Annotated in this window: 24 protein-coding genes; 6 read left to right on the top strand and 18 right to left on the bottom strand. The window is 69.3% G+C overall.

Annotated elements, in window-relative coordinates:
• Positions 1 to 441: 441 nt before the first annotated feature.
• The 11 genes from recF to B2742_RS04245 form a co-directional block, all read right to left on the bottom strand.
• A complete protein-coding gene (gene recF / locus B2742_RS04295; RefSeq protein ID WP_292063372.1) occupies positions 442 to 1,572 on the bottom strand; it encodes a DNA replication/repair protein RecF in 1,131 nt (376 codons plus the stop codon).
• 468 nt (positions 1,573 to 2,040) lie between these two features.
• Positions 2,041 to 3,159 (bottom strand): DNA polymerase III subunit beta, encoded by a 1,119-nt coding sequence (gene dnaN, locus B2742_RS04290; protein ID WP_292063371.1) that lies wholly within the window; start codon positions 3,157 to 3,159, stop codon positions 2,041 to 2,043.
• Positions 3,160 to 3,337: 178 nt separating this feature from the next.
• Positions 3,338 to 4,762: a chromosomal replication initiator protein DnaA gene (gene dnaA / locus B2742_RS04285; protein WP_292063369.1), complete on the bottom strand. Its 1,425-nt coding sequence runs from the start codon at positions 4,760 to 4,762 to the stop codon at positions 3,338 to 3,340.
• A 461-nt stretch (positions 4,763 to 5,223) separates the two neighbouring features.
• Positions 5,224 to 5,493: a 30S ribosomal protein S20 gene (gene rpsT / locus B2742_RS04280; RefSeq protein WP_284221509.1), complete on the bottom strand. Its 270-nt coding sequence runs from the start codon at positions 5,491 to 5,493 to the stop codon at positions 5,224 to 5,226.
• 94 nt (positions 5,494 to 5,587) lie between these two features.
• A complete protein-coding gene (locus B2742_RS04275; RefSeq protein WP_292063367.1) occupies positions 5,588 to 6,343 on the bottom strand; it encodes a DUF4241 domain-containing protein in 756 nt (251 codons plus the stop codon).
• Positions 6,344 to 6,346: 3 nt separating this feature from the next.
• Positions 6,347 to 7,135: an enoyl-CoA hydratase-related protein gene (locus B2742_RS04270; protein ID WP_292063365.1), complete on the bottom strand. Its 789-nt coding sequence runs from the start codon at positions 7,133 to 7,135 to the stop codon at positions 6,347 to 6,349.
• A 37-nt stretch (positions 7,136 to 7,172) separates the two neighbouring features.
• Positions 7,173 to 7,391, bottom strand: a complete 219-nt coding sequence (locus B2742_RS04265) for a helix-turn-helix transcriptional regulator (protein ID WP_414633043.1) — start codon at positions 7,389 to 7,391, stop codon at positions 7,173 to 7,175.
• The gene (locus tag B2742_RS04260; RefSeq protein WP_292063363.1) at positions 7,388 to 7,876 is read right to left on the bottom strand and encodes a hypothetical protein; all 489 of its coding nucleotides are present in this window, start codon (positions 7,874 to 7,876) and stop codon (positions 7,388 to 7,390) included. The genes B2742_RS04265 and B2742_RS04260 overlap by 4 nt, the downstream gene beginning before the upstream one ends.
• A gap of 61 nt (positions 7,877 to 7,937) precedes the next feature.
• Positions 7,938 to 8,492, bottom strand: coding sequence for a DUF1697 domain-containing protein (locus B2742_RS04255; RefSeq protein ID WP_292063361.1), 555 nt, complete (start codon positions 8,490 to 8,492; stop codon positions 7,938 to 7,940).
• 4 nt (positions 8,493 to 8,496) lie between these two features.
• Complete coding sequence (mutM, locus tag B2742_RS04250; protein WP_292063359.1) at positions 8,497 to 9,360, bottom strand: bifunctional DNA-formamidopyrimidine glycosylase/DNA-(apurinic or apyrimidinic site) lyase; 864 nt, start codon at positions 9,358 to 9,360, stop codon at positions 8,497 to 8,499.
• A gap of 126 nt (positions 9,361 to 9,486) precedes the next feature.
• Positions 9,487 to 9,945, bottom strand: coding sequence for a cytochrome c (locus tag B2742_RS04245; RefSeq protein WP_292063356.1), 459 nt, complete (start codon positions 9,943 to 9,945; stop codon positions 9,487 to 9,489).
• Positions 9,946 to 10,171: 226 nt separating this feature from the next.
• On the opposite strand from B2742_RS04245, the gene B2742_RS04240 reads away from it, so the two are divergent.
• From B2742_RS04240 to B2742_RS04230, 3 genes are all read left to right on the top strand, one after another.
• Positions 10,172 to 12,229: an OPT family oligopeptide transporter gene (locus tag B2742_RS04240; RefSeq protein ID WP_292063354.1), complete on the top strand. Its 2,058-nt coding sequence runs from the start codon at positions 10,172 to 10,174 to the stop codon at positions 12,227 to 12,229.
• Positions 12,230 to 12,401: 172 nt separating this feature from the next.
• Positions 12,402 to 14,231: a translational GTPase TypA gene (typA, locus tag B2742_RS04235; RefSeq protein WP_292063352.1), complete on the top strand. Its 1,830-nt coding sequence runs from the start codon at positions 12,402 to 12,404 to the stop codon at positions 14,229 to 14,231.
• Positions 14,232 to 14,385: 154 nt separating this feature from the next.
• Positions 14,386 to 14,991, top strand: coding sequence for a superoxide dismutase (locus tag B2742_RS04230; protein ID WP_292063350.1), 606 nt, complete (start codon positions 14,386 to 14,388; stop codon positions 14,989 to 14,991).
• Positions 14,992 to 15,064: 73 nt separating this feature from the next.
• Here the strand turns inward: B2742_RS04230 and B2742_RS04225 are convergent, their stop codons facing one another.
• Positions 15,065 to 15,319 carry a GlsB/YeaQ/YmgE family stress response membrane protein gene (locus B2742_RS04225; protein WP_292063347.1) on the bottom strand — a complete coding sequence of 85 codons (255 nt, stop codon included), beginning with the start codon at positions 15,317 to 15,319 and terminating at the stop codon, positions 15,065 to 15,067.
• A gap of 193 nt (positions 15,320 to 15,512) precedes the next feature.
• On the opposite strand from B2742_RS04225, the gene B2742_RS04220 reads away from it, so the two are divergent.
• Positions 15,513 to 15,890 (top strand): helix-turn-helix domain-containing protein, encoded by a 378-nt coding sequence (locus tag B2742_RS04220; protein ID WP_292063345.1) that lies wholly within the window; start codon positions 15,513 to 15,515, stop codon positions 15,888 to 15,890.
• A gap of 80 nt (positions 15,891 to 15,970) precedes the next feature.
• Complete coding sequence (gene hisN / locus B2742_RS04215) at positions 15,971 to 16,756, top strand: histidinol-phosphatase (protein ID WP_292063374.1); 786 nt, start codon at positions 15,971 to 15,973, stop codon at positions 16,754 to 16,756.
• Here hisN and B2742_RS04210 read toward each other — a convergent pair.
• From B2742_RS04210 to B2742_RS04195, 4 genes are all read right to left on the bottom strand, one after another.
• Positions 16,753 to 17,154, bottom strand: a complete 402-nt coding sequence (locus B2742_RS04210) for an endonuclease domain-containing protein (RefSeq protein WP_292063343.1) — start codon at positions 17,152 to 17,154, stop codon at positions 16,753 to 16,755. The genes hisN and B2742_RS04210 overlap by 4 nt on opposite strands.
• A gap of 92 nt (positions 17,155 to 17,246) precedes the next feature.
• A complete protein-coding gene (locus tag B2742_RS04205; RefSeq protein WP_292063341.1) occupies positions 17,247 to 18,287 on the bottom strand; it encodes an alpha/beta hydrolase in 1,041 nt (346 codons plus the stop codon).
• The gene (locus tag B2742_RS04200) at positions 18,284 to 19,195 is read right to left on the bottom strand and encodes a class I SAM-dependent methyltransferase (RefSeq protein WP_292063339.1); all 912 of its coding nucleotides are present in this window, start codon (positions 19,193 to 19,195) and stop codon (positions 18,284 to 18,286) included. The genes B2742_RS04205 and B2742_RS04200 overlap by 4 nt, the downstream gene beginning before the upstream one ends.
• A gap of 107 nt (positions 19,196 to 19,302) precedes the next feature.
• On the bottom strand, positions 19,303 to 20,136 hold the full coding sequence (locus B2742_RS04195; RefSeq protein ID WP_292063337.1) for a class I SAM-dependent methyltransferase: 834 nt from the start codon (positions 20,134 to 20,136) through the stop codon (positions 19,303 to 19,305).
• Between the two features lie 273 nt (positions 20,137 to 20,409).
• Between B2742_RS04195 and B2742_RS04190 the strand changes: the two genes are divergently transcribed.
• Entirely contained in the window at positions 20,410 to 20,886 is a 477-nt protein-coding gene (locus B2742_RS04190; RefSeq protein ID WP_292063335.1) for an Hsp20 family protein, read from the top strand.
• Positions 20,887 to 20,987: 101 nt separating this feature from the next.
• On the opposite strand, the gene B2742_RS04185 is transcribed toward B2742_RS04190, so the two are convergent.
• Positions 20,988 to 22,220, bottom strand: a complete 1,233-nt coding sequence (locus B2742_RS04185; protein ID WP_292063333.1) for a pentapeptide repeat-containing protein — start codon at positions 22,218 to 22,220, stop codon at positions 20,988 to 20,990.
• Complete coding sequence (locus B2742_RS04180) at positions 22,217 to 23,491, bottom strand: pentapeptide repeat-containing protein (protein WP_292063331.1); 1,275 nt, start codon at positions 23,489 to 23,491, stop codon at positions 22,217 to 22,219. Before B2742_RS04180 ends, B2742_RS04185 begins: the two co-directional genes overlap by 4 nt.
• Between the last annotated feature and the right edge of the window lie 57 nt (positions 23,492 to 23,548).

Genomic DNA, 23,548 nt, shown 5'->3' with positions numbered 1-23,548 from the left:
CTGGACCGGACGGGGGTTGTTCCCTGTCCCATGGCCTGGGGGCATTGCAGCCCTCGGGCCTCCGCGTCCGGATCGCTCCGTCGCGGCCCGCTCCCTCCGCTCCCGCCACCGCTTCGGATCGCCGGCCGAGCGAGCCTCCCTGCGACGGGACGGGGGGAGTCTAGGACGGGGCCCAGCTAGGGCGGGATAGGGACGCTGTATTTTTGGGAAGACGAAGGGAAACAGAGGGTTGGCGGCGCGGGATATGCTGGCAATCGGCGGATTGTCAGCACTCAGATTCCTTCTCCCGTTGGGAGAAGGTGGGCGGCGCAGCCGCTCGGATGTGGGTCGGCTGGTGGTAGCGGCGAAGCCGCCCCCCGGCGTTCGACCCACACCCTTTCGCGCCAGAACGACGGCTACGCCGCCGTGCGCTCAAGCCCTCTCCCATCGGGAGAGGGATACTTACTCCGCCGTCAGCGCCCCGCCCTCGACCCGCACGAACTGCGCCCTCCCCCGCAACGGGGCGAACAGCTCCGCCTCGGTGCCGGTCAGGAAGGCCTGCAGGCCGAGGGCCTCGATCTCGTCGAACAGGGCGGCGCGGCGGGCCGTGTCGAGGTGGGCGGGGGCTTCGTCGAGCAGCAGGACGGGCGGCGCGCTCTGGTCGGCGAGGCGGGTGATCTGGGCGAGGATCAGGTTGAGGACCAGCGCCTTCTGCTCGCCCGAGGAGCCCTCGGCGGCGGGGCGGTTCTTTTCGCGGTGCAGGGCGGTCAGGTCGGAGCGGTGCGGGCCGAACAGGGAGCGGCCGGCGGCGGCGTCGCGGGCGCGGGAGCGGGCCAGACCCTCGCGCAGGGCGGCGGCGATGGCCTCGGGTCCGGCGCCGGCGGCGGCCATGGCCTCGGCCTCGCCCGTCAGGCCGAGGTCGGCCTGGGGGAAGGGGCGGTCGTTGCGGGCGTCAATGGCGGCCTGGAGGGTGGTCAGGGCGGCGGCGCGGGCGATGGCGGCCTCGGCGCCGGCCTCGCCGAGGCGCAGCTCCAGCGCGTCGAGCCAGAGGGGGTCGGCGGCGCGGCCCTCGGCCCCTTCGGTCAGCAGGCGCAGGCGTTCGCGCAGGGCCTTTTCATAGGCCGAGACCGAGGCGGCGTGGGCGGGGTCGGCGGCGAAGACCAGCCGGTCGAGGAATTTCAGCCGGGCGGCGCGGGCGTCGGAGAACAGCCGGTCCTGTTCGGGCGTGGCCCAGACCGGGCGCAGGTGGTCGAGCAGCCGGCCGGGCTGGGCCGTCTCGCCGTCGATGCGGACGATGCGGCGGGCCGCGCCGGGGGACTGGACGCCGGTGCCGAGCTTCGTCTCCTCGTCGCCGTCGGTCAGGACGGCGGCGACGGCCCAGGCGCGGCCGGTCGCCTCGCCGGGCTCGCGGCGGCCCATCTCGGGGGCGGTGGCCCCGCGCAGGCCGCGACCGGGGGTGAACAGGCTGAGGGCCTCGAGCAGATTGGTCTTGCCGGCGCCGTTGGGGCCGTGGAGCACGACGGCCCCCGCCGCGATGGGCAGGGTGGCCGCTGCGTAAGAGCGGAAGTCGGTGAGGGTGAGGGTGGTAATCAAGGTCTTAGTGGGCCGAATGTCGGACGCGCCACGCCTCAAGTAGCTCGATCAGTTCGGAGATGCCCATTTCATAGATGTCGGGAATGTAGATGGTCGCCGTCTTGCCCAGGCATTGCCGCTTCATGCGAATGCCCCGGACGAACGGCCACCACATCGGCCTTCCCAAGCTGAGGTCACTCACCTCACGCCAAGGAATGCTGCGCGATTGACCCGGCGCGGTCATACCGGTGGCATTGAGCAGCAGCGCTGGAGGCCGGGCAACTCTCCGAGCCACCACAAATCCGCAAAACGCGAGAAGGGCGGCTGTCAGCACCCATTGCTCAGGCGTGAGGGATCGACCGAGATAATCGACCCCCCTCAACAACGGGACAGTGAGGAGAGCGATCGGGACGAAGATAGGCAAGTGCCCCGCCGCCTGCTTCCGGGCGGACCCCTTGATGAGCCGCTCCTCGGACCGCTCCCAGAAAGTCACACCCGCAGCGGCATCAGCACATACTGCACGCCCGGATCGCCCGGATCGAGGACCAAGGTCGGGCTGGCCGGGTCGGCGAATTTGAAGTGGGCGGTTTCGCCGGTGATCTGGCCGGCGACGTCGAGCAGATAGCGGGCGTTGAAGCCGATCTCGAACGGCTCCTCGGAATAGCCGATCTCGACCTCCTCGACCCCCTGCCCGGCCTCCATGTTGCGCACCGTCAGGGTGACCCGGTCGAGGTCGAAGGCCAGTTTCACCGAGCGGCTCTTCTCGGCGGAGATGGTGGCGACGCGGTCGACGGCCGAGGCGAAGACGGCGTTGTCGATGTCGGCCTGTTTGTCGTTCCCCTTGGGGATGACGCGCATGTAGTCGGGGAAGGCGCCGTCGATGACCTTGGAGGTCAGGCTGGCCTGGCCGAACTCGAAGCGGATCTTCTGCGGGCTGACCATGACCTCGACGGGGCCGGCGCCGTCGTCGAGCAGGCGGCGGACCTGGTCGATGGTCTTGCGCGGGACGATGACGCCGGGGCCGCCGGCGGCGCCCTCGGGCGCCGGCATCTCGGCGAGGGCCAGACGGTGGCCGTCGGTGGCCACGGCGCGCAGCAGGGGGATGCCGGCCTCGGCCACGGTGTGGAGATAGAGGCCGTTCAGATAGTAGCGCGTCTCTTCGGTCGAGACGGCGAAGCGGGTCTTGTCGATCAGCCGGGCGAGGTCTTCCTTGGGCAGGGAGAAGCGCGTGCCCGAGGTGTCGGTCGACATGACCGGGAAGTCGCCCGCGGGCAGGACCGGCAGGTTGAATTTCGAGCGGCCGGCCTGGACCACCAGACGAGGGTCGTCGCCGTTGTAGCTGAGCGAGACCTCGGCGCCGTCGGGCAGTTTCCGCACGATCTCATACAGGGTGTGGGCCGGGGCGGTGATCTGGCCCTCGACATTCACCTGGGCCTCGGCCTCGTCGACCATCTCCATGTCGAGGTCGGTGGCGGCGAACGACAGCTTGTCCCGGCCCGCCGACAGCAGGACGTTGGACAGGATCGGAATGGTGTTCCTGCGCTCGACGACGCTCTGCACGTGGCCGAGGGCCTTGAGGAGCGCGGATCGTTCGATGGTCAGTTGCATGTGGTCTCGCCCGGATGCGGCGACTCAGAAGCGCCACCGCGAATAGAGGGCCTTGGACACTAGCGGATTGGCGGCGGGGGGCAAGGAAGGGTCGAGGGTCGGGGGTCGAGGGTCGAGGGAGGAAGGCGCAGGCGGATGTGGATAACCCGCCCCGACCCTCGACCCTCAGACCTCGACCCTAACCCCTCAGCTTCCGCGTCAGCGTCTCGACATCCCGCGCGATCTGGTCGTCCAGCGCCATCAGCTCCTCGATCTTGCGCACGCCGTGCAGGACCGTGGTGTGGTCGCGCCCGCCGAAGCGGCGGCCGATGTCGGGATAGGAGCGGGTCGTGTGCTGCTTGCACAGCCACATGGCGATCTGGCGCGGGCGGGCGACGGCGCGGGTGCGGCGCTCCGAGAGCAGGTCGGCCTGTTTGAGGCTGAAATGATCGGCGACGGTCTTCTGGATTTCGTCGACGGTGATGCGGCGCTCGGGCCCGCCGCGCAGGGCCGAGCCGAGCAGGGTCTGGACCTCATCGACACCGAGGGTCGACAGGCGGCCTCCGGCGACGGCGGCCAGGGTGTTCACGGCGCCTTCCAGCTCGCGCATCGAGCCCGGGGTGCGGTCGACCAGATGCTCGAGCACCTCGGCCTGGGCCTCGCCCGAGACGACGCCGAGCCGGGCCAGGGCCTCGATCCGGTTGCGGGCGACGGCCAGTTTCAGGGCGCGGTCGGCGGGCTCGACCGGGCAGGTCAGGCCCGAGGCCAGATGGCTGCGCAGGCGCGGCTCGACCTCGGTCAGGGCCATCGGCGGACGGTCGGCCGAGAGGACGATCTTCTTGCCGTCCTCGATCAGGGCGGTGAGGGTCGAGAGCAGTTCTTCCTGGGTGCCGGCCTTGCCGCCGACGAACTGGACGTCGTCGATCAGCAGCATGTCGGCGTTGCGCAGACTGTCCTTGAAGGCCGCCATGGTGCGGTCCTGGGTGGCGCGGACGAAGGTCGACAGGAAGCGTTCGGCGGTCAGATAGACGACCTTGGCGTCGGGCCGGAGGCGCTGGGCCTCCCAGGCGATGGCGTTGAGCAGGTGGGTCTTGCCGTAGCCGTAGGGGCCGCAGAAGAAGATCGGGTTGAAATGGCCGTCGGCCCAGGCGGCGGCCTGGCGGGCGATGGCGAGGGCGAAGGCGTTGCCCTGCCCTTCCACGAAACTGTCGAAGGTCAGGCGGTCCTGCAGGCCGGCGGCGCGCACGGCGCGGGCGCCGTCGGCGACCGGGGGCACGGTGGCCATGGGCATCTGCTGGAGCGGCGTGACGGTCGCGCCCTCGGCCCGGCCGGCGGCGACCTGGGAGGCGGGGGCGACCGAGCCCATTTCGGCGCGGCAGCGCACGTCGAGGCGGCGCGACAGGCCGTCGAGGCCCAGCCACAGTTCGTTCATGCGGCGCAGGGCGTTCTTGCGCACCCAGTCGCGGGCATAGGCGGTGGGGGTGACGAGGATCAGCTGGCCGGCGCCGTCGGCGCGCACGGCGGAGGGGGCGATATAGGAGCTGAAGGGGCCTTCGCCGATCTCGCTGCGCAGGCGGCCGGCCGCCTCGGTCCAGATGCGATCCGGATCCGTCATCCCCGCCATTTGCGCGCTCCCCGTCATCAAACAAGCCACCCTTGGAAAACCATCAACCGACGCGCTTCGGGAGAGGCCTGAACCGGGACGACTTCTCCTGTCCCGCGTGGCGTGTGCCTCGCGGGTGGGGTCGAACTCTTGAACAGGCGTCTCACGCCGACACGAAAACTGGTCCCGCGCCGTCTTCATTCCGTATGGGAATGGAAGTGCGTCAGCGCCCCGAACTTACCCCCGGCGAGGGGGGCGTCAACGCTGATTCGCGACTCGATTTGCAGTTAAAATAGTTGACTCCGCTAAAGCCAAACGCAGTCAATGAAAAACCGTATTTCGCCACAGACGCGAGCGCTGATCGGCCGGATAACGGTTACCGGCGCACGTGCAAACGGCGAGGGAGCCTTCGCGCCCTCGCCGTTGGAATCGCTGATATTTACCATGACGACCCTATGAAAGGCCGTCCGGGCGCCGAGAAATCAGGCGGCCGCCATCTTCTTCAGCTGGGCGGCCAGACGGCCGACTTTCCGCGAACCCGTGTTCTTGTGAACCACGCCCTTGGAGACGGCGCGCATCAGCTCGGATTGAGCCTCGATGAAGGCGGTCTTGGCCGCACCGGCGTCGCCGCCCGTGACGGCTTCCTGGAATTTGCGCAGGAAGGTGCGAACGCGCGTGCGGCGCGCCTTGTTCACTTCGGTGCGGGCAGCGATCTTGCGGATCGCTTTCTTGGCGCCGGCATTGTTGGCCATCAGTCAAACCTTACGAACGGAAACGCCGCGGAGCACGGTCCACGGCGGGGAAATCTCGAAGAGCGCGCGGCTATAGCGGAAAGGGGTTGGGGGGTCAACGCGAGTCCGACGCGGACGGAAAGTTCACCGCGGTGATGACGGCGAAGTCCGTGACGATGACCACGGGGCGATCGTCAGCATCGTAGCCCACCCATGACGCATAGTAGCCGTCGCCCCATCCGGACGCGAACATGGCGGCGCCGCCGGGTCCGAGGGGCTCGACCAGGGCGAAGCCATAGGGGATGCCGAGTGCCGGGGCCGCCGCCTCGCCCCGGACCTGCCAGTCGTCGACCACAGCCATATAGCCGTCCACGTCTGACGGCGGATAGCGGTCCGCCAGCCAGGCCGGGACGGCGGCGTCGACGAAGGCGCCGGTTCCGGCATCCACGCCATAGCCGAAGATGTCGTCGCCGGTCAGGGTGGCGGGATCCTGTTCGTCCGTCACCGCCAGCGCCCAGCGGACGGGCGGCGCTTCCGAGATCAACAGCCGGGCCAGGGCGACCCGCTGGCCGCTGTCGCCCGCGTCGGCCACCGCCAGATCGACCGGATACCGGCCCGGCGGCACCGAGATCGCCAAGGGCCGGTCGCGCGTCGACATCAGGAAGGGATCGACCAGGATCACCCGGCCGCTGGAGATCTGCACCTCCCCGATCCGGATGGTGCGGAGCGGATAGCGCTTCTCATCGGCCTCGCCGACGAAGCCGGGCGTGAAGGCGCCGGTCAGGACCTCGGGGCGCGGCGTGATCTGCGCCTGGGCCGCCGGAGTGCAGGCCGCCATCAGTCCGACGGCGGCCAGAATCTTGCGAAACATGGACTATTTCCCCGTGAACACCGGCTTCCGCTTCTCGACAAACGCCGCCATGCCTTCCTTCTGGTCCTCGAAGGCGAACAGGCTGTGGAACAGGCGGCGTTCGAACTGGACGCCCTGGGTCAGGGTGGTCTCGAGCGCGGCGTTGACCATTTCCTTGTTGGCCATGACGGCGAGCGGGCTCTGCGAGGCGATTTTCGCGGCGATCTTGCGGACCTCGTCCAGCAGGGTCTCGTGCGGGACGACGCGGGCGGCGAGGCCGGCGCGTTCGGCCTCGGCGGCGTCCATCATGCGGGCGGTCAGGACCATGTCCATCGCCTTCGATTTGCCGACCAGACGGGTCAGACGCTGCGAGCCGCCGATGCCGGGGGCGACGCCGAGGTTGATTTCGGGCTGGCCGAATTTGGCCTTCTCCGAGGCGACGATGAAGTCGCACAGCATGGCCAGTTCGCAGCCGCCGCCGAGGGCGAAGCCGTTGACCGCGGCGATGACCGGCTTGCGGAAACGGGTGATGCGGTCGTGGCCGAGGGCGAAGAAATTGCCCGTGTACATCTGGGCGTAGGTCTGGTCCGACATCTCCTTGATGTCGGCGCCGGCGGCGAAGGCCTTGTCGCCCGAGCCGGTCAGGATGATGCAGCGGACGCTGTCGTCGTGTTCCACCGCGTCGAGGAAGTCCGACAGGTCCTTGAACAGGGCCGAGTTGAGGGCGTTCAGCGCCTCGGGCCGGTTCAGGGTCACCAGCGCATAGCCGTCGGCGTGGCGTTCGATCAGGAGGGTGGAATAGGTGTCGGCCATGGGGTGCGCTCCGGGTGTTCGCGGGTGGTCTAGCGCGTCACCGCTTCCACTGGAACACCTCGGTGATCCCGACACCGAACACTTCGGCGATGCGGAAGGCGGCCTCGAGGCTGGGCGAGTATTTGTTATGTTCGATGGCGACGATGGTCTGGCGGGTCATGCCGATGCGGGCGGCAAGGTCGGCCTGGGTCATCTCGCCGGCGTGGAAGCGCAGCTCGCGGATGCGGTTGGAGATGGGCGGCGGGTCCTTGCTCAACGCAGCCGCCCCAGGAAGGCGAGGGTCAGGCCGGCGCGGATCATCTCGGCGGCGATGACGCTGGCCAGCAGGATGTTGGCGAGCAGGACCCAGGCGTTGCCCTGGGTGATGTCGAGGCCGCGTTCGACGCCGAAGGCGGGCTGGAGCCAGCTGACGAACCAGGCCGCGCCGGAGAGCGAGATCACCCCGGCGATCAGCGCCATCAGGGCGACATGGCTGGCCTTGAGCGCGGCCAGGGTCTCGCGCTCGTCCTTCGCCTCGCGCTCGGCCTTGCGGGTGGTCCAGGTGGCGATCGCGGTCAGGACGAGCTCGACGATCACGCTGATGATCAGGCAGCCGACGAACAGGCCGCCCATGGCCTCGCCCAGGCCCGCCCGACCGAGGGCGCCGTCCGCGATCCCCCCTATCAGCCGCCAGAAGTAGAAGCCCCAGACGCCGAGGGTGACGACGATGCTGATCCAGAGGTGTTTTTCGCGAAAGGACATGGGGCGCTCCGTGGGATGCGAAGACGATGTCGCACCGGTTAGACACGGTGTCCAGTATTTTTTACAGTGCGTCCGATTTATCCGACATCACCATGTCCGCCAGCTTGAGGACGGTGTTCCAGTTGCGGCCGGTGCCCATGCCCAGCATGCGCGGCGTGGCCTTCTTGAAGATGCCGCTTTCGCCCTGTCCGTCGGGGAACCAGAAATACAGGACGCCGTCGATGGCCTCGACCCGCTCGCCGCCGGCAGCCAGGTCGCGGCAGGCCTCGAGCGCGCCGGCCCTGATCCCGTCCTTCATGACCATGGCCACCATCCGGGAGGGGTGGGCGGCGGCCTCGTCGGCAAAGGGGTTGGCGGCGACCAGCCTCGCCCACTGGTCCGGCGTGCGGACCATGGCGGCGACCTTGAGGCCGAAGGTCTTTTCCATGGCGGCCTCGATGTCGTGTTCGAGCGCGTCGGGGGCCTTGCCGCTTTCGACCACCAGGTTGCCGCTGGCCAGGAGGGTGCGGGGGTTCTTCAGCCCCATGGCCTCCGCCATGGCCCGCTGCCCGGCGACCGGCGCCCGGACACCGCCGGTGTTCATGCCGCGGAAGAGGATGATGCGATGGTCGGTCATGGCGTCACCGCTTCTGGCAGACCGGGCACCAGAAGGTCGAGCGGCCGGCCTGGACGGTGCGTTTGATCACGCCGGAACAGCCGTCGGCCAGACACGGTTTCCCCTCGCGCCCGTAGACGTCGAAGCGGTGCTGGAAATAGCCCTGACCGCCGTCTGCGTTGGCGAAGTCCTTCAGGGTCGAGCCGCCGGCGACGATGGCCTCGTTGAGCACGTCGCGGACGACGGCGGCGAGGGTTTCGAGGCGCGGTTTCGAGACCTTGCCGGCGGCGACCAGCGGCGAGATGCGGGCGCGGTAGAGGGCCTCGCAGACATAGATGTTGCCGAGGCCGGCGACGATGCGCTGGTCCAGCAGCGACACCTTGATGTTCTGTGACTTGCCCGCAAAGGCCTCGGCCAGATGGGCGCCGGAGAAGCCGTTGCCGAGCGGTTCGGGACCGAGGGCGGCGAACCACGGATGGGCCGCGACCTGATCGGTCGGGATCAGGCCCATGAAGCCGAAGCGGCGGGCGTCGGCGAAACCGACGCGGGTCGTGACGGCGTCGCGCACGGCGCAGAGACTCATATGCTCATGCTTGCCGGCGATCGGCGCGGCCTCCTCGAACTCGCCCAGTTGTTCGCCGTCGAGGGTGAAGCGGCCGGTCATGCCCAGATGGCTGACCCATGTCTCGCCGGTTGAGAGCGGGAACAGCAGGTATTTGGCGCGGCGGTCGAGGCGTTCGACGGTCGCGCCCTCGAGCCGCTCGACGAAGCGGTCGGGAAAGGGGAAGCGCAGGTCGGGCCGGTTCTGGCGCACCCGCGTCAGCCGCGCCCCGGTCAGGACGGGCTCAAGGCCGCGGCGGACGGTTTCGACCTCGGGGAGTTCGGGCATGGGGGACCAGGCAGTAGGCAGTAGGCAGTAGGCAGTAGGAGCGATGGAGCAAAATCCGGCTGGAGGGAAGCTGATGGGAGCCGGCGGCGCGCCTGCGCCCTTCCCTACTGCCTACTGCCTGATCCCTCAGCCCGCCTTGTACCCGTCGTGGCACGACTGGCAGCTGGCGCGCACGACGGCCCATTGGGCGGCGAAGGCGGCGGCGTCCTCGCCGGCGGCCAGTTCGGCGAGGCGGTCGGCGGCGGCGGCATAGTCGGCGGCCTTCGCGTCGAAGCCGGCGCGGTCGCTCCAGATTTCGGGTTTGGCGTTGGTGCGTACGCCGGCCTCGGCGCCGCTGCCGGCGGGGAACATGCCGGGGACGGCGTGGGCCCATTTCGACAGGGCGCGGGTCGGGAAGCGCTGGCTGGCGATCGGCTGGCCGGCGTCGATCGCCGACTTGATCGAGCCCATGGCCACGCCCGACAGCATCATCGCCGCCTGCCGGGCCTCGACCGTATCCGCCAGCGGCGAACGCGCGTCCTGGGCGCCGGCGGCGCCGCCGAGACACATCAGGCCGATCACCGCCGCCGTCATTGTCCGTTTCATCGTGTGGGCTCCCCGTTTGCGGCGAGGCTCCGACGGAGGGGAGCGGGAGTCAATGGAGGGCGCTGAGTGGCGAGTCGCGAGTGGCGAGTGGCCAGTGATTGGCCGTCGCCGGTGTCGTGGCGCGGTCCCCGCCGCCCTTCCGCCGGCAGAGACGCTGCAATCACTAACCACTAGCCACTAAGCACTTTCTCGGTTTACCTCCGGTCACCAAGGGAGAGGGACCCCAATGACCGACATGCCCGCGAGTGCGCCCGTGAGCGGCGCCAAGCGTATCGAACTGACGTTGCGCGCCCTGGTGCTGGGGTGTCTGCTGGCCGTGGTGTTCACCGCGGCGAACACCTACCTGGGCCTCAAGGTCGGGCTGACCTTCGCCTCGGCCATTCCGGCGGCGGTCATTTCGATGGCCATCCTGCGGATGTTCAAGGATTCGACCATCTGGGAGAATATGACCGTCCAGACCGTGGCGTCTGTGGGCGGGGCGATGAGCTCGATCATCTTCGTGCTGCCCGGCCTGGTCATGGTCGGCTGGTGGCTGGAGTTCCCGTTCTGGGAGTCGGTGCTGATCTGCGTCTTCGGCGGCATCCTCGGCGTGACCTTCTCCATTCCGCTGCGCCGCGCCCTCGTGGTCGAGGCCAACCTGCCCTACCCCGAAGGAGTCGCCGCGGCCGAGGTTCTGACCGTCGGCTCGCGCGGGGCTGAACAGACCGAGAGCGCGGTGCGCGAGAACGCCTCGGGCCTGTGGGTGGTGATCACCGGCGCGGTGGTTTCGGCGGGGTACGCCCTGCTGGTCGCCGGCCGGGTGTTCGCGGGCGAGGCGGCGAAATTCATCAAGCTGCCGGCCGCGCTGGGCGGCGGGGCGACGGGCATGGGTTTCGGCATGCAGTTCGCGCTTCTGGGCGCGGGCCACCTGATCGGCCTTGCCGTCGGACTGGCCCAACTGTTCGGCCTGATCCTGGCCTGGGGCATCGCCGTGCCGATTCTGACCAGTCCCGACACCATCGCCTGGCTGACCGCCAACGGCATCCCCTCGATCGCCACGACGCTGGAGCCCGGCGCAGGCGCCGAGGAACTGGCCGGTACGGTCTGGAGCCGTGAGGTCCGCTTCATGGGCGCCGGCGTCATCGGCGTGGCCGCCATCTGGACCCTGATCAAGCTGGCCGGCCCGCTGATCGGCGGCCTGACCTCGGCCCTCGCCGCCAACCGTCGCCGTCAGGGCGGCGAGGTTCTGGACCGCACCGAGCAGGACATTCCGATCAATATCGTCGCCGGCCTGTCGGTCGCCTGCCTGATCGGCATCGGCTTCATCCTGGCCTGGTTCGCCAACAGCAATCCGACCCTGGCCGGCTCGACGGCCCTGCTGGTCGGCGGCGGCCTGATCTATGTCGTCTTCATCGGCTTCGCCGTGGCCGCCATCTGCGGCTATATGGCCGGGCTGATCGGCTCGTCGAACAGCCCGGTGTCGGGCGTCGGCATCCTCGCCGTCGTCATCGCCTCGGTGCTGATGCTGGGCGTGCTGGCCCTGGCCGGCCTGCCCGCCGATCCGTCGGTGGTGGCCTTCGCCCTGATCGTGACCGCCATCGTCTTCGCGGTGGCCGTCATCGCCAACGACAACCTGCAGGACCTCAAGACCGGCCAACTGGTCCAGGCCACGCCGTGGCGGCAGCAGACGGCCCTGATCGTCGGCGTCATCGCCGGCGCCATCGTCATCCCGCTGATCCTGAACCTGCTGAACAAGGCCTTCGGATTCGAGGGTGGGCCTGTGGGCATCGCCGACGAACCGTTGGCGGCGCCCCAGGCGACCCTGATCTCGGCGCTGGCGCGCGGCGTGATCGGCGGGGACCTGCGCTGGGACCTGATCGGCCTCGGCGCAGTGATCGGCGTGGTCATCATCGTTCTGGACGCCGTGCTGAGCGGCGCCACGAAAGGGAAGATGAAACTGCCCCCGCTGGCTGTGGGCATCGGTTTCTACCTGCCTGCCGCGGTGACCACGATGTTGGTGATCGGAGCGATCTGCGGCTGGTTCTATGACAAGGCGATCAAAAACACCCGGTTCGCCGACGTCGGCCGCCGCATGGGCGTGCTTCTGGCCTCGGGCCTGATCGTCGGCGAGAGCCTGTTCCTCGTCATGACGGCGGGGGTCATCGTCTCGACCGGCAATGACGCGCCCTTCGCCATGCTGCCCGAGGGCTCGACCTGGCCGGCCATGCTGGCGGGGATTGCAGCCTTCGTGGTGCTGACGCTGATGCTCTACGGCTGGGTGCGGAACCGGTCGGCGAAAGTCTGATCGCCTTCGCGTCGCCCTTTTCCTGAGGCATAGGACCGCCGTTACGCCAGTGCGTGTTCGTCACGCACTGGCGTTTCCGCGTGCGCCCCTGTAAGAGGCGCGCGCTCCCCGCACCGTCGCCAAAATCCAGCGGCCCGCTCTCGCTCGGCCGCCTTGCACGTCTGATAGTCAAATGAATCTGCGCAACGTCGCCATCATCGCCCACGTCGACCACGGCAAGACCACGCTGGTGGACCAGCTTCTGGCCCAGTCGGGCGTGTTCCGAGCCAATGAGGCCCAGTCCGAACGGGCGATGGACTCCAACGACCAGGAAAAAGAGCGCGGCATCACCATCCTGGCCAAATGCACCTCGGTGCTGTGGCACGGCGAGACGGGCGACACCCGGATCAACATCATCGACACCCCGGGCCACGCCGACTTCGGCGGCGAGGTCGAGCGGATCCTGGGCATGGTGGACGGCTGCGTCCTGCTGGTCGACGCCGAAGAGGGCGTCATGCCCCAGACCAAATTCGTGCTGACCAAGGCGCTGAAGATGGGCCTGAAGCCGATCCTCTGCATCAACAAAGTCGACCGGCCCCACGCCGATCCCGACAAGGTCCACAACGCCGCCTTCGACCTGTTCGCCGCCATCGGCGCGACCGACGAGCAGCTGGACTTCCCGCACATCTACGCCTCGGGCCGCTCGGGCTGGGCGACGATGGATCTGAACCAGCCGTCGGACAATCTGAACGCCCTGTTCGAGCTGATCGTGAAACACGTGCCCGAGCCCAAGGTCGTCGAGAACAAGGACAAGCCGTTCCAGATCCTGAACGTGCTGATCGAGTCCGATCCCTTCCTCGGCCGCCTGCTGACCGGCCGGATCGAGAGCGGCAAGGCCGCGCCGGGCATGGCCATCAAGGCCCTGTCGCGCGACGGCAAGACCATCGAACAGGGCCGGATCACCAAGGTGCTGGCCTTCCGCGGCCTGAAGCGCCAGCCGGTGGACGAGGCCGAGGCGGGCGACATCGTCGCCATCGCCGGCATGTCCAAGGCCACGGTGGCCGACACCCTGTGCGCCCTGGAAGTCACCGACGCCCTGCCCGCCCAGCCGATCGATCCGCCGACCATCTCCATGACCGTCTCGGTCAACGACAGCCCGCTGGCCGGCCGCGAAGGCGACAAGGTCCAGTCGCGCGTCATCCGTGACCGTCTGCTGAAGGAGGCCGAGGCCAACGTCGCCATCCGCGTCACCGAGACCGGCGGCAAGGACGCCTTCGAGGTCGCCGGCCGCGGCGAACTGCAGCTGGGCGTGCTGATCGAGAACATGCGCCGCGAAGGCTTCGAGCTGTCGATCTCGCGTCCGCGCGTGGTCTATCAGACCGGCGAGAACGGCGAGCGGCTGGAGCCGATCGAGGACGTCGTCATCGACGTCGACGACGAATACACCGGCGTGGTCATCGAGAAGCTGTCGGCCCGCAAGGCCGAACTGAAGGACATGGGCCCATCGGGCGCCGGCAAGACGCGTCTGACGCTGAAGTCGCCGTCGCGCTCGCTGATCGGCTATCAGGGCGAGTTCCTGACCGACACGCGCGGTTCGGGCGTGCTGAACCGCGTGTTCAGCCACTATGAGCCGCACAAGGGCGCCATCGAGGGCCGTCTGAAGGGCGTGCTGGTCTCGAACGGCGACGGCGAGACCGCCGCCTTCGCCCTGTGGAACCTCGAGGACCGCGGCGTCATGTTCGTCGGCGGCGGCGAGAAGACCTACCAGGGCATGATCATCGGCGAGAACGCCCGCTGGGACGACCTCGACGTCAATCCGATGAAGGCCAAGGCGCTGAACAACATTCGCGCCTCGGGCAAGGACGAGGCCGTGCGCCTGACCCCGCCGCGGCGGCCGTCGCTGGAACAGGCCATCGCCTATATCGAGGAAGACGAACTGGTCGAGGTCACGCCCAAGTCGATCCGCCTGCGCAAGGCCGTGCTGAACCCCTCGTTCCGCAAGAAGCGCGTCCGCGAAGAATAGGGCCGAACGGGCCCAATCACGGCGCCCAGCGCGCCTGAATCGGCCAATCCGGGCCGACTCGGGGTCATTTGGGGGCGGACGAAACAAACGGTCACAGCCTGTGTTTCCTTGTCGGTGCGAGCGCCTCCCCGCTCGCTTTGACAAGGCAGACATCATGCGAAAGACCGCGCTCCTCACTGGCGTCGCCGGCCTGTTCCTCATGACCGCTCCCGCGTTCGCCCAGGACGGCACGGCCCCGCAAACCCCGCCCGCCCCGGCTGAAGCGGCCCCGCCCGCGGCCGAGCCCCAGAGCCTGACCCTCCAACCCGGTTCCGACGTCAAGGGTTCGGACGGCACGGTGCTGGGCCAGCTGGAAGGCGCCCGCAACACCGAGGCCGGCCAGGAGCTGACCGTTCGCGGCGCTGACGGCCAGCTGCGTGGCGTGCCCGTGGCCGCCGGCGTGCGCCAGGAAGGCGAAGGCGTCGCGGTCGGCTGGACCAGCGCCCAGTTCGCCTCGGCCCCGTCGATCGCCGATGAGTCCGCGGCTCCGGTCGCCGAACCGGCCGCCCCGCCGATGCCGGAAGAGCCGGCTGTGACCGAAGAGCCGACGATGACGGAAGAGCCAGCCATGGCGCCGGCCACGCCCGCCACCCCGGCGACTCCGCCGACCGCCGAACCGGCGACCCCGGCCACGCCGGCGACGCCGCCCGTGTCCGCGGAGCCGGCCAACCCGGTTCCGGGCGAGGGCGAACAGGCCACGCCGGACGAACCGGACGCCTGATCCCGATCGACCGGACAAGAAAAAGGGCGGCTCCTCGCGGAGCCGCCCTTCGTCGTTTCAGGCTGCGACGCGTTTAACCGCGACGCTTGACCAGTCCCACCAGGAACAGCAGCAGGCAGGCGCCGAGGAAGGCGACCAGCAGCGTGACGAGGTTGAAGCCGCCGACGGCGATCCCAAGCAGATTACTGGCGATGAAGCCGCCCAGCAGGGCGCCGATGACGCCGACGATCAGGTTCGTCACCAGGCCGTGGCTGCGGCCCATGACTTTTTCAGCCAGCCAGCCGGCGACAATGCCGATGACGATCCAGCCGATGATTCCCAAGCCCATAGTGTTCCTCCAGAGATTCCAAAGCGCGATCGCTCTGTGGCGGTAATGCGTTTCTGCGGCAACGGTTGCGCCGGGTCCGGCAAAACACTGCTCACCGACTCTCCCCCGTCACGCGAGCGCGGCATGGTGCTTGCCGCTTGAAGGGCGAGCCGTCCCGCTTCGGGACAGCCCGCCAACAAGGGGAAATGGGGCCATGGCCACCGATATCGACCTCCACCTGGGCCGCCGTCTGCGCCGCCGCCGGCGTCTTCTGGGTTTGACCCAACAGCAGCTGGCCACCCAGGTCGGCATTCGCTTCCAGCAGATCCAGAAATACGAATGCGGCGCCAACCGCATCTCGGCCGCGCGCCTGTGGCAACTGTCCGAGGCGCTGGAATCGCCGGTCAGCTATTTCTACGACGGTCTGGAAGAGGCCATCGAGCGCAAGGAGGCGGCCAACCAGGGCGGCGAGATGTTTTCCCGCAAGGAAACCCTCGACCTGATCCAGGCCTATTATCAGCTCGACGAGAAGCCGCGCCGGCGTTTGCTGGACCTGGCCAAGTCGCTGCACGCCGAGGGTGATGCTGCGTGATGATCTGATTTCCGCGCATTGCACGGCGCGGGAGGAATGATCCGGTGACATGACGGCGGGGCGTGGGTATCCCGCCTGTCATGACCGAGTACGAACTGTTCGCCGTCGACCTGGCCCGCGAGGCCGCCCGCGTCTCCCTGCCGTATTTCCGCGGCGCGTATGAGGAGACGGACAAGGGCGGCCCCGGCGCCTTCGATCCGGTGACCCAGGCCGACCGTGAGGCCGAGGCGGCGCTCCGCGTCCTGATCGCGGCCCGCTATCCCGATCACGGCGTCATCGGCGAGGAATATGGCGAAGACCGGCCGGACGCCGAGCACGTCTGGATTCTCGACCCCATCGACGGCACCCGCGCCTTCATCGCCGGCCTGCCGCTGTGGACCAATCTGATCGCCCTGCGCACCGAGGACCGCCCGACGGTGGGCGTCATCGGCCAGCCGTATCTGGACGAAATTTTCCTCGGCGGTCCCTCAGGCGCGCGACTGCTCAAGGGCGGGACGGAAGCGCCGCTGGCCGTCCGCCCCTGCCCTCGCCTGACCGACGCCCTCATCGCCACCACCGATCCCGACCTGTTCACGGGTTCCGAACTGGGCGCCTGGACCCAGGTGCGCGCCGCCGCCCGACTGGCCCGGCTGGGCTGCGACGCCTATGCCTACGCCATGCTGGCCGCCGGCCGGATCGATCTGGTGGTCGAGAGCGGGCTGAAGGTCTGGGACTGGTCGGCCCTGGTCCCTGTGATCGAGGCGGCCGGCGGCGAAGTCACCAACTGGCGCGGCGAGACGCCGGACGGCGGCGGACAGATCCTGGCCGTCGGCGACGTCGGCATCCGCGAACAGGCGCTGGTGACGTTGAGAAGAGCAGCTCTTTAGCAGTCCTCCCCCGCAGGGGGAGGGGGACCGCGAAGCGGTGGAGGGGGCTCGCCGCAGACTCGTTGCCTGATGCTGATCAATACCCCTTCGAGATTGCCGAGCACATCGCGCGCCGCGATGCGGCAGACGCTTATCCCCCGCAGTCTGAGCCATTCTGTGCGTCGCTGGTCATGCGCAAGCTGGTCGGGATGCTCGTGAACCCGCCCGTCGATCTCGACGGCCAACCTCGCTTCCACGCAGTAGAAGTCTAGGATGTAGGGACCAACCGGATGCTGGCGGCGAAATCGGGCTCCACCCAACCGCCGGCCGCGCAAGGCGCTCCAGAGGATTACCTCAGGTAGCGTCAGCCTGCGGCGAATTTGCCTGGCCCGAGCGATGGTCCGCGGTGGAGCCTCCATCTGAGCAATCTACGGGAATGACGCTCGCGTCAGGCCCCCTCCACCACGCTTCGCGTGGTCCCCCTCCCCCTGTGGGGGAGGACTGCGACGGATCAGGCGGCTTCGTTCGGTTCGCTGACTCGCGCGGGAACCGCCAGCGGCGACAGGTCCTCGACCGGCGAGACATAGGCGCCCATGGCGTCGAATTCCTCAAGGAAGACCGCGCGCATGTCGTCGGCCTCCATGATGATCTCGTGCTTGGCGCCTGGAATCTCGACATAGCGGCCCCGACCGAGGCGTTTGGCGGCCCATTTGTTGGTCTGTTTCCAGACGCGGTCGTCCTCGGCCGCCTGAACGATCGCGACAGGGATGCGCACGGTCTTCAGCGCCTTGGGCTTGAGCGAGCGCTCACCGGCGTCCAGCGCGAAAGCCAGCCAGCCCCAGGTCGGGCCGCCGACGGCGAGGTGCGGGCAGGCGTAGAGCTGCTGCCGCCACTGTTCGTAGCGGCTCTCGTCCGAGGTCAGGGCGTCCTTCTCGAAGGTGTGGTCGAACGGATCGTCGGCGTCGTCGAGCACATAGTCCCCGGCCTTGCCGTGGCGCAGGTTCCAGCGGACGGCCAGTTTCACCGACCACATCGACCGCTTGCCGGTGCGGATGCGCAGCATGGGGCTGGACAGGACGGCGCCGGCGAACCGGCTCTCGCCGCCCTGCAGCGTCATCAGGTTCAGAGTCCCGCCCATGGAGTGGCCGACCATCACCCAGGGCTTGGGCGCGCGGCCCTCCCAGGCGTCGAGCAGGCGGGCGTAGTCGTCGAGGAATTCCTCGACCGCCCGGGCGTGGCCCTTGAGCCGGTCCGGCAGGAGGCGGGCCGACAGGCCCTGGCCGCGCCAGTCGTGGGCCAGGACGCACCAGCCGCGGGCGAGGAAATTGCCGATGACCTCGTAGTATTTCTCGATCGGCTCGGTCCGGCCGGGGCTGAGGACCACCGTGCCGCGGGGTTTTTTCGCGACGAGGGCCGACGGGGTCCAGAAGGCGGACCGCAGGCGCAGACCTCCGGCGCCCCGGAACCACTCGCCCTCGCCGCCCGGAGGCGCGGACGCGCCCGGGACCCCCATCAGGGGCGCATTGGCGGCATAGGCGGCGGCTCGGTTCACTCTGGCTTCCTGAATCTCAAGGTCATGCGGTCACTCTCACCGATCTCATCGTATTTCGACCGGTCAAAGGTCGGATCCGGCGGCGAGCCGCGCGGCGCGGTCAACCCCATCGGAGGCAGGGTCTCGACGCCGAACGGATGATCCTTGGTATCCCTTTCATTCGCGTTGATTTCCGACGCGGCGACGAAGGCAAAACCCGCTTCCGCCGCCAGCTGTTTCACGAACGCCTCCTGGACGTATCCGTTCGCCGCGGCGGGGTCCTGGTCCTCTTCCGGTCCCAGGCGGTGCTGCTCGACGCCCAGCACGCCGCCGGGGCGAAGCGCGGCCCAGGCGTCGGCGAAGGCCTTTTCGGCGATCCCCGCCGCCATCCACGCATGGATGTTGCGCATGAACAGAACCAGGTCGGCCGTGCCCGCCGTCGTCACCGGCCCCGAGGTCGGCCCGAAGGCGCTGAGCTCGATCTCGCCATACAGACGCCGGTCGTTGGTGAACCGCTGCTGGAAGGCCGCCATCAGCGCGCCCTGGGACGGATCGGCGCCCGGACCGGTCTGGAAGCCCGCGGCGACGTATTTGCCGCCGCCCTCGTCCAGATAGGGCGCGAGGATTTCCGTCCACCAGCCGCCGCCCGGCCAGAACTCCACCACCGTCATGCGCGGCTGCAGGCCGAAGAAGCGCAGCGTCTCCATCGGATGCCGCGCGGCGTCGCGCGCCTTGTCCTGGGCGCGCCACGGGCCGGCGACCGCCCATTCCAGGGACCCTTGCGGCGGGCCGTCGGGCGTGGGCGGTGGTTCGGCGGTCTTTTCCTTCCGGCCGCAGCCGGCGAGACCCGTAAGCGTCAGGGCCGCGCCGCCGGACAATACGCCCCGGCGCGACAGCGACAGCCGCCAATCCTGTCTCGATTTGCTCATCCAGATCCCCTGGAGGCCGATACTGCACGTTTCAGACCAGCCGTCCGAGGGCCGGGCTTAACCCTGTTCCCAGGCCCGGTCAAAACGCTTCCGGGCATCCGCTGCGATCATTCCGGCTTGCGGAAACGCAGGGTCATGCGGTCGCTTTCGCCGATCGCATCATACTCGGCCCGCTCGGCGTCGGTCAGGGGCGTCGGACGGTCCGTGGCGTTGTTCGCGCGGGGCGCGCTGGTGCGGACCGGCGGCAGGGTCCAGACGCCGTAGGGGTGGTCGTGATCATCCCGGGGATTGGCGTTCAGCTCGCTGCGGGCCTCGAGCACGAAGCCGGCGGCCTGGGCGGCGCGGATGACATAGCTCTCCGGCATGTAGCCGGTCGGGGCGGTGAGGTCGGGGTTCAGGCCGTCGACGCTGCGATGCTGTTCGACCGCCAGCACGCCGCCGGGCTTCAGCGCCTTGAAGAAGGCCTCCAGATAGGGCCCGGTCCGCGACGGGTTCGAGCGGTGCCAGTTGTGGAAGGCGCGGGCGACCACGATCATGTCGGCGGTCCCGTCCGCGACGCCCATGCTCTCCAGCGGGCGGGCGACCGCGACATAGGTTCCACCGGTGGCCTCGGCATAGGGCTGCAGGATGGCGCTCCACCAGCCGCCACGGCCGGGCTCGATCTCGACGATCGTCGAACCGGGGGTCAGGCCCCAGAAGGTCAGCGTCTCGAACGGGTGGCGATGGACATCGCGCGCGACATCGGCGGCGGGGCGGGCGGCGGAGCCAATGGCGGCCTGGAGCGCCGTGTCTTCCTGCAACTCGGGCGGCGTCATGGCGGCGCGGCGGGCGGTGCGCTGGGCCGGTGTTTCGTCCAGCGTCGGCATCGTCGGCATGGCCTGGGCGGCGGCGAACGACGGCAGAGCCAGCGCGGTCGTCAGGACGAGGGCAAGCAGGCGCATGGGCAGTCTCCAGGGGAATTTGCGGCAAACCCTAAGGCCTCCGGGGCGAGGGGCAAGCCATGACAGCCCCTCGGCGACAGATTGGCGCACGACGAGACAGGCCCCCCTTGACGGTTTCGCGGCGCATCCCACATCGGTTCCGAGGCCGCCGATTCCGGGGCCTCCAGACCGGACGGGGCCGATCATCGGACCGTCGGGGCTGAACTCCCACCGCCGGTCCGGGCCTCAAACCGCGGGACCGGTTCAACCTTGCTGATCCCAGGAGGATGACCCATGCGTACCTATGATTTCACCCCGCTGTACCGTTCCGCCGTCGGCTTCGACCGTCTGGCCGGACTGCTGGAAAGCGCCGCGCGCACCAGCCAGGAAAACGGCTGGCCGCCCTACAATATCGAGACCACGGGCGAGAACGCCTACCGGATCGAGATCGCGGTGGCGGGCTTCAAGCCCGACGAACTGACCCTCGAGGTCAAGGAGAACCTGCTCACCGTCACCGGCCGCAAGACGGCCAATGACGACGCCGGCGCCGAACGCACCTATCTGCACCGCGGCCTGGCCGAGCGCGATTTCGAGCGCCGGTTCCAGCTGGCCGACTATGTGGTGGTCAGGAGCGCGGACCTCGCCGACGGCCTGCTGTCGGTCGAACTGGCGCGCGAACTGCCCGAGGCGCTGAAGCCCCGCCGCATCGAGATCGGCGTGCCGGCCGCGGCCAAGCCGCTGATCGAGGGCAAGTCGCCGAAAGCGGCGTAAGCCTCACAGAAACCGCCTCAAGCCGCGAGCCTCCGCGAGGCGAGCGCAGGCGACGAACCAGGGGGACGGCGTTCGCGTCGTCCCCTTTTTCGTGCCCGGACTCAGGCGGCGGCGGCCACCGGCTGGCGGATCGCGTCGCGCTGGGCGTCGGTCAGGGAGGCGGCGTCGATCCGGGCCCCGGCCACATCGGCGCCCTCGAGACGCGCGCCCTCCAGCAGGGCGCCTTCCAGCCGGGCGAAACGCAGGCTCGCCTCGACCAGCATGACGGGCATCGAACGGTCCTTGCCGATCGCCAGGGCGCCCAGATTGGCGCCGCGCAGGTCGGCCTTGTTCAGGAGCGCCCCGTTCAGGCGCGCGCCGCGCAGGTCCGCGCCGCGCAGGTCGCAGCCGCGCAGGTCCGAGCCTTCGAGGCCCGCGCCCTGCAGGCCGACGCCGCGCAGGTCCATGCCGGCCAGACAGGCGTGCCGGGCGCTGAGGCCAGGCAGCCGCAGGCCCTTCAACCGGTCGCCCAGCGGGCGCAGGTCCTCGCCGTCGAAGATCGCAGGCTCGCCGAACACGCCGCCGCTCTCGGCCCAGGCGTTGGCGTCCAGGGCCCGTTCCCCCAGCGCCTCGGCGCGGGACCGGGCGTCGGCGCTGGGGCTGCGAAGCGCGCCGGTCATGTCGGCGCGGCTGGTCGTGGCCCGGTCGAACGCCACGCCGGTCAGGATCGCGCCGGTCAGGCGAGCCCCCTCCAGATTGCAGCCGTCGACCGAGGCGTCTTCCAGCATGGCGCCGGTCAGATTGGCGTCCTTCAGATTGGCCCCGGTCAGCATGGCGCCGCGCATGGAGCAGTCGGAGAAGTCCGCCTTGAAGGCGTTGATGCCGTCGAAATGGCCGCCGTCGAGGGTGGCGCCGGCGAAGGTGGCGCCATCGGCGATGCCCTGGCGGGTCTCGTGCTTGACCGCCGCCAGCCCCTTGGTCGCATGGGGCACGGCGATGACGCCCTCGCGGAAGTCCGCCCGCGTGAGGTCGGCGTTCATCAGGCTGGCGCCGCGCAAACAGGCGCCGCGCAGGTCGGCCCGCACCAACTGGGCGCCGGTGAAGTCGGCTCCCCTGAGATCGCAGCAGAACAGCACGGCGCCGTTCATCCGGGCCCCGACCAGCCGGGCGTTCTCGAGCGCGCAGCCCGTGAAGTCGGCCTCGGCCAGATTGCGGCCCGACAGGTCCAGTCCGTTGAGATCGACGAATTTCAGCGCCAGCCGGCGCCCGCCGGGGCGGCCTTCGACCAGACGCTCATGCGCCGCGATGAACAGGTCCAGATCACCCTGGGACAGCGCCCTGCGAACAAAGGTCATGCGACGGCGTCCAGAGGTTCGAGACCGCGCGCGCCGGTGGTGATCGCATCCGTCAGGTCCGCTTCCCGCAGGCAGGCGCCGAACATCCGGGCCCGGCCGAGGTCGGCGCCGGACAGGACCGCGCGCTTCAGGTCCGCGCCCGACAGATCGGCGCCGCGCAGGCAGGCGCCGGTGAGATCGGCGGGCAACAGCCGGTCGGCCGCGATCAGCAGCGGCCCCAGCTGGGCCCCGCGCAGGTCCGCGCCGTTCAGCCGGGCCCCCGCCAGGCGGGCTCCACGCAGGTCGGCGCCCTTCAGATTGACGGAGCGCAGGTCGGCGTCCTCGAGGTGGGCGCCCTGAAGCTGGACCCCCTCCATGTCGAGGCCGTAGAAGACCGCGCCCCGGGCGGACAGGGCCGTCAGATTGTAGCCGTGGATCGACCGCAGGGCGCGCAGGTCGACGCCGTCGAAGACCGAGGGACGGCCGTCGACGCCGCCGCTCTCGCACCACTGGGCGTGCTCGGCCAGCATTTCGGCGGCGGGCATCTTGCCGACCGGGCTGCCGGAGGAGCGTTCGTCGGTCAGGGCGCCGGCCATATTGGCCCCGTCCGTGCGCCACATGGCGACCTTGGTCCCGACCAGGATGGCGTCGCGCAGATCGGCGCCCGACAGATCGGCCCCGGACAGGTCCGCCCCGGCGAGGTCGGCGCCGCGGAAACTGGCCTGTTTCAGATTGGCCCGGACCAGTTTGCAGTCCTTCATGATGGCGTCGGAGAAGTCCGCGGACACGGCGACGATGCCGGTCAGTTTGGAGCGCTGCAGATTGGCCCCCGCGAGGCAGGCGCCCTGGGCCTCGGTCTCGTTGCGCGACTTGGCGGCGACGATCCTGAAGCCCAGCCGGGCGTCGGCGGCGGCGATGGTCCCCTCGCGCAGGTCGGCCTCGAACAGGTCCGCGCCGGTCAGGTCCGCCCCGCGCAGGCAGGCCCCGCGCAAATCGGCGCGACGCAGGCTGGCCTCGACCAGCAGGCAGTCCTGCATGTCCGCGCCGAAGAAGGTGGCGTTGTCCAGCTTGCTGCCCGACAGATCGGTCCCGATCAGGCTGGCGGCGGCGAAGTCGGCGTCGGCGAGGTTGCGGCCCTTGAGCGAAAGACCGGACAGATCGAGCCAGGCGAGGACCGCGCGGGCGCCGCCCGGCTTGGCCTGCCACAGACGATCGTGCCGGGCGCAGATGGCGTCCAGTTCGGTCTGATCGATGCGCCTTCTGGCGGCGGTTGGAGCCGTGGTTCCCGACATGGTCCCGATATGGCACGCCGCCGCTTAAGGAAGGGTTTGTGGGAACGGCGTGTTCGC

Source organism: Brevundimonas sp. UBA7664, assembly GCF_002483305.1.
Taxonomy (GTDB): domain Bacteria; phylum Pseudomonadota; class Alphaproteobacteria; order Caulobacterales; family Caulobacteraceae; genus Brevundimonas.
The sequence above is the reverse complement of the archived record's forward strand: the minus strand, read 5'-3'. Positions and strand labels throughout refer to the sequence as shown.

What these genes read in the sequence shown, in the direction of transcription:
- B2742_RS04260 (WP_292063363.1), bottom strand. Translation starts at nt 7,876, where the DNA reads ATGTCCTTTCGCGAAAAACACCTCTGGATCAGCATCGTCGTCACCCTC.
- B2742_RS04230 (WP_292063350.1), top strand. Translation starts at nt 14,386, where the DNA reads ATGCGAAAGACCGCGCTCCTCACTGGCGTCGCCGGCCTGTTCCTCATG.
- B2742_RS04270 (WP_292063365.1), bottom strand. Translation starts at nt 7,135, where the DNA reads ATGGCCGACACCTATTCCACCCTCCTGATCGAACGCCACGCCGACGGC.
- dnaA (WP_292063369.1), bottom strand. Translation starts at nt 4,762, where the DNA reads ATGGCGGGGATGACGGATCCGGATCGCATCTGGACCGAGGCGGCCGGC.
- B2742_RS04225 (WP_292063347.1), bottom strand. Translation starts at nt 15,319, where the DNA reads ATGGGCTTGGGAATCATCGGCTGGATCGTCATCGGCATTGTCGCCGGC.
- B2742_RS04275 (WP_292063367.1), bottom strand. Translation starts at nt 6,343, where the DNA reads ATGTTTCGCAAGATTCTGGCCGCCGTCGGACTGATGGCGGCCTGCACT.
- B2742_RS04200 (WP_292063339.1), bottom strand. Translation starts at nt 19,195, where the DNA reads ATGAGCAAATCGAGACAGGATTGGCGGCTGTCGCTGTCGCGCCGGGGC.
- B2742_RS04240 (WP_292063354.1), top strand. Translation starts at nt 10,172, where the DNA reads ATGACCGACATGCCCGCGAGTGCGCCCGTGAGCGGCGCCAAGCGTATC.
- B2742_RS04190 (WP_292063335.1), top strand. Translation starts at nt 20,410, where the DNA reads ATGCGTACCTATGATTTCACCCCGCTGTACCGTTCCGCCGTCGGCTTC.
- dnaN (WP_292063371.1), bottom strand. Translation starts at nt 3,159, where the DNA reads ATGCAACTGACCATCGAACGATCCGCGCTCCTCAAGGCCCTCGGCCAC.
- mutM (WP_292063359.1), bottom strand. Translation starts at nt 9,360, where the DNA reads ATGCCCGAACTCCCCGAGGTCGAAACCGTCCGCCGCGGCCTTGAGCCC.
- B2742_RS04185 (WP_292063333.1), bottom strand. Translation starts at nt 22,220, where the DNA reads ATGACCTTTGTTCGCAGGGCGCTGTCCCAGGGTGATCTGGACCTGTTC.
- B2742_RS04195 (WP_292063337.1), bottom strand. Translation starts at nt 20,136, where the DNA reads ATGCGCCTGCTTGCCCTCGTCCTGACGACCGCGCTGGCTCTGCCGTCG.
- B2742_RS04245 (WP_292063356.1), bottom strand. Translation starts at nt 9,945, where the DNA reads ATGAAACGGACAATGACGGCGGCGGTGATCGGCCTGATGTGTCTCGGC.
- B2742_RS04210 (WP_292063343.1), bottom strand. Translation starts at nt 17,154, where the DNA reads ATGGAGGCTCCACCGCGGACCATCGCTCGGGCCAGGCAAATTCGCCGC.
- rpsT (WP_284221509.1), bottom strand. Translation starts at nt 5,493, where the DNA reads ATGGCCAACAATGCCGGCGCCAAGAAAGCGATCCGCAAGATCGCTGCC.
- typA (WP_292063352.1), top strand. Translation starts at nt 12,402, where the DNA reads ATGAATCTGCGCAACGTCGCCATCATCGCCCACGTCGACCACGGCAAG.
- B2742_RS04255 (WP_292063361.1), bottom strand. Translation starts at nt 8,492, where the DNA reads ATGACCGACCATCGCATCATCCTCTTCCGCGGCATGAACACCGGCGGT.
- hisN (WP_292063374.1), top strand. Translation starts at nt 15,971, where the DNA reads ATGACCGAGTACGAACTGTTCGCCGTCGACCTGGCCCGCGAGGCCGCC.
- B2742_RS04180 (WP_292063331.1), bottom strand. Translation starts at nt 23,491, where the DNA reads ATGTCGGGAACCACGGCTCCAACCGCCGCCAGAAGGCGCATCGATCAG.
- B2742_RS04220 (WP_292063345.1), top strand. Translation starts at nt 15,513, where the DNA reads ATGGCCACCGATATCGACCTCCACCTGGGCCGCCGTCTGCGCCGCCGC.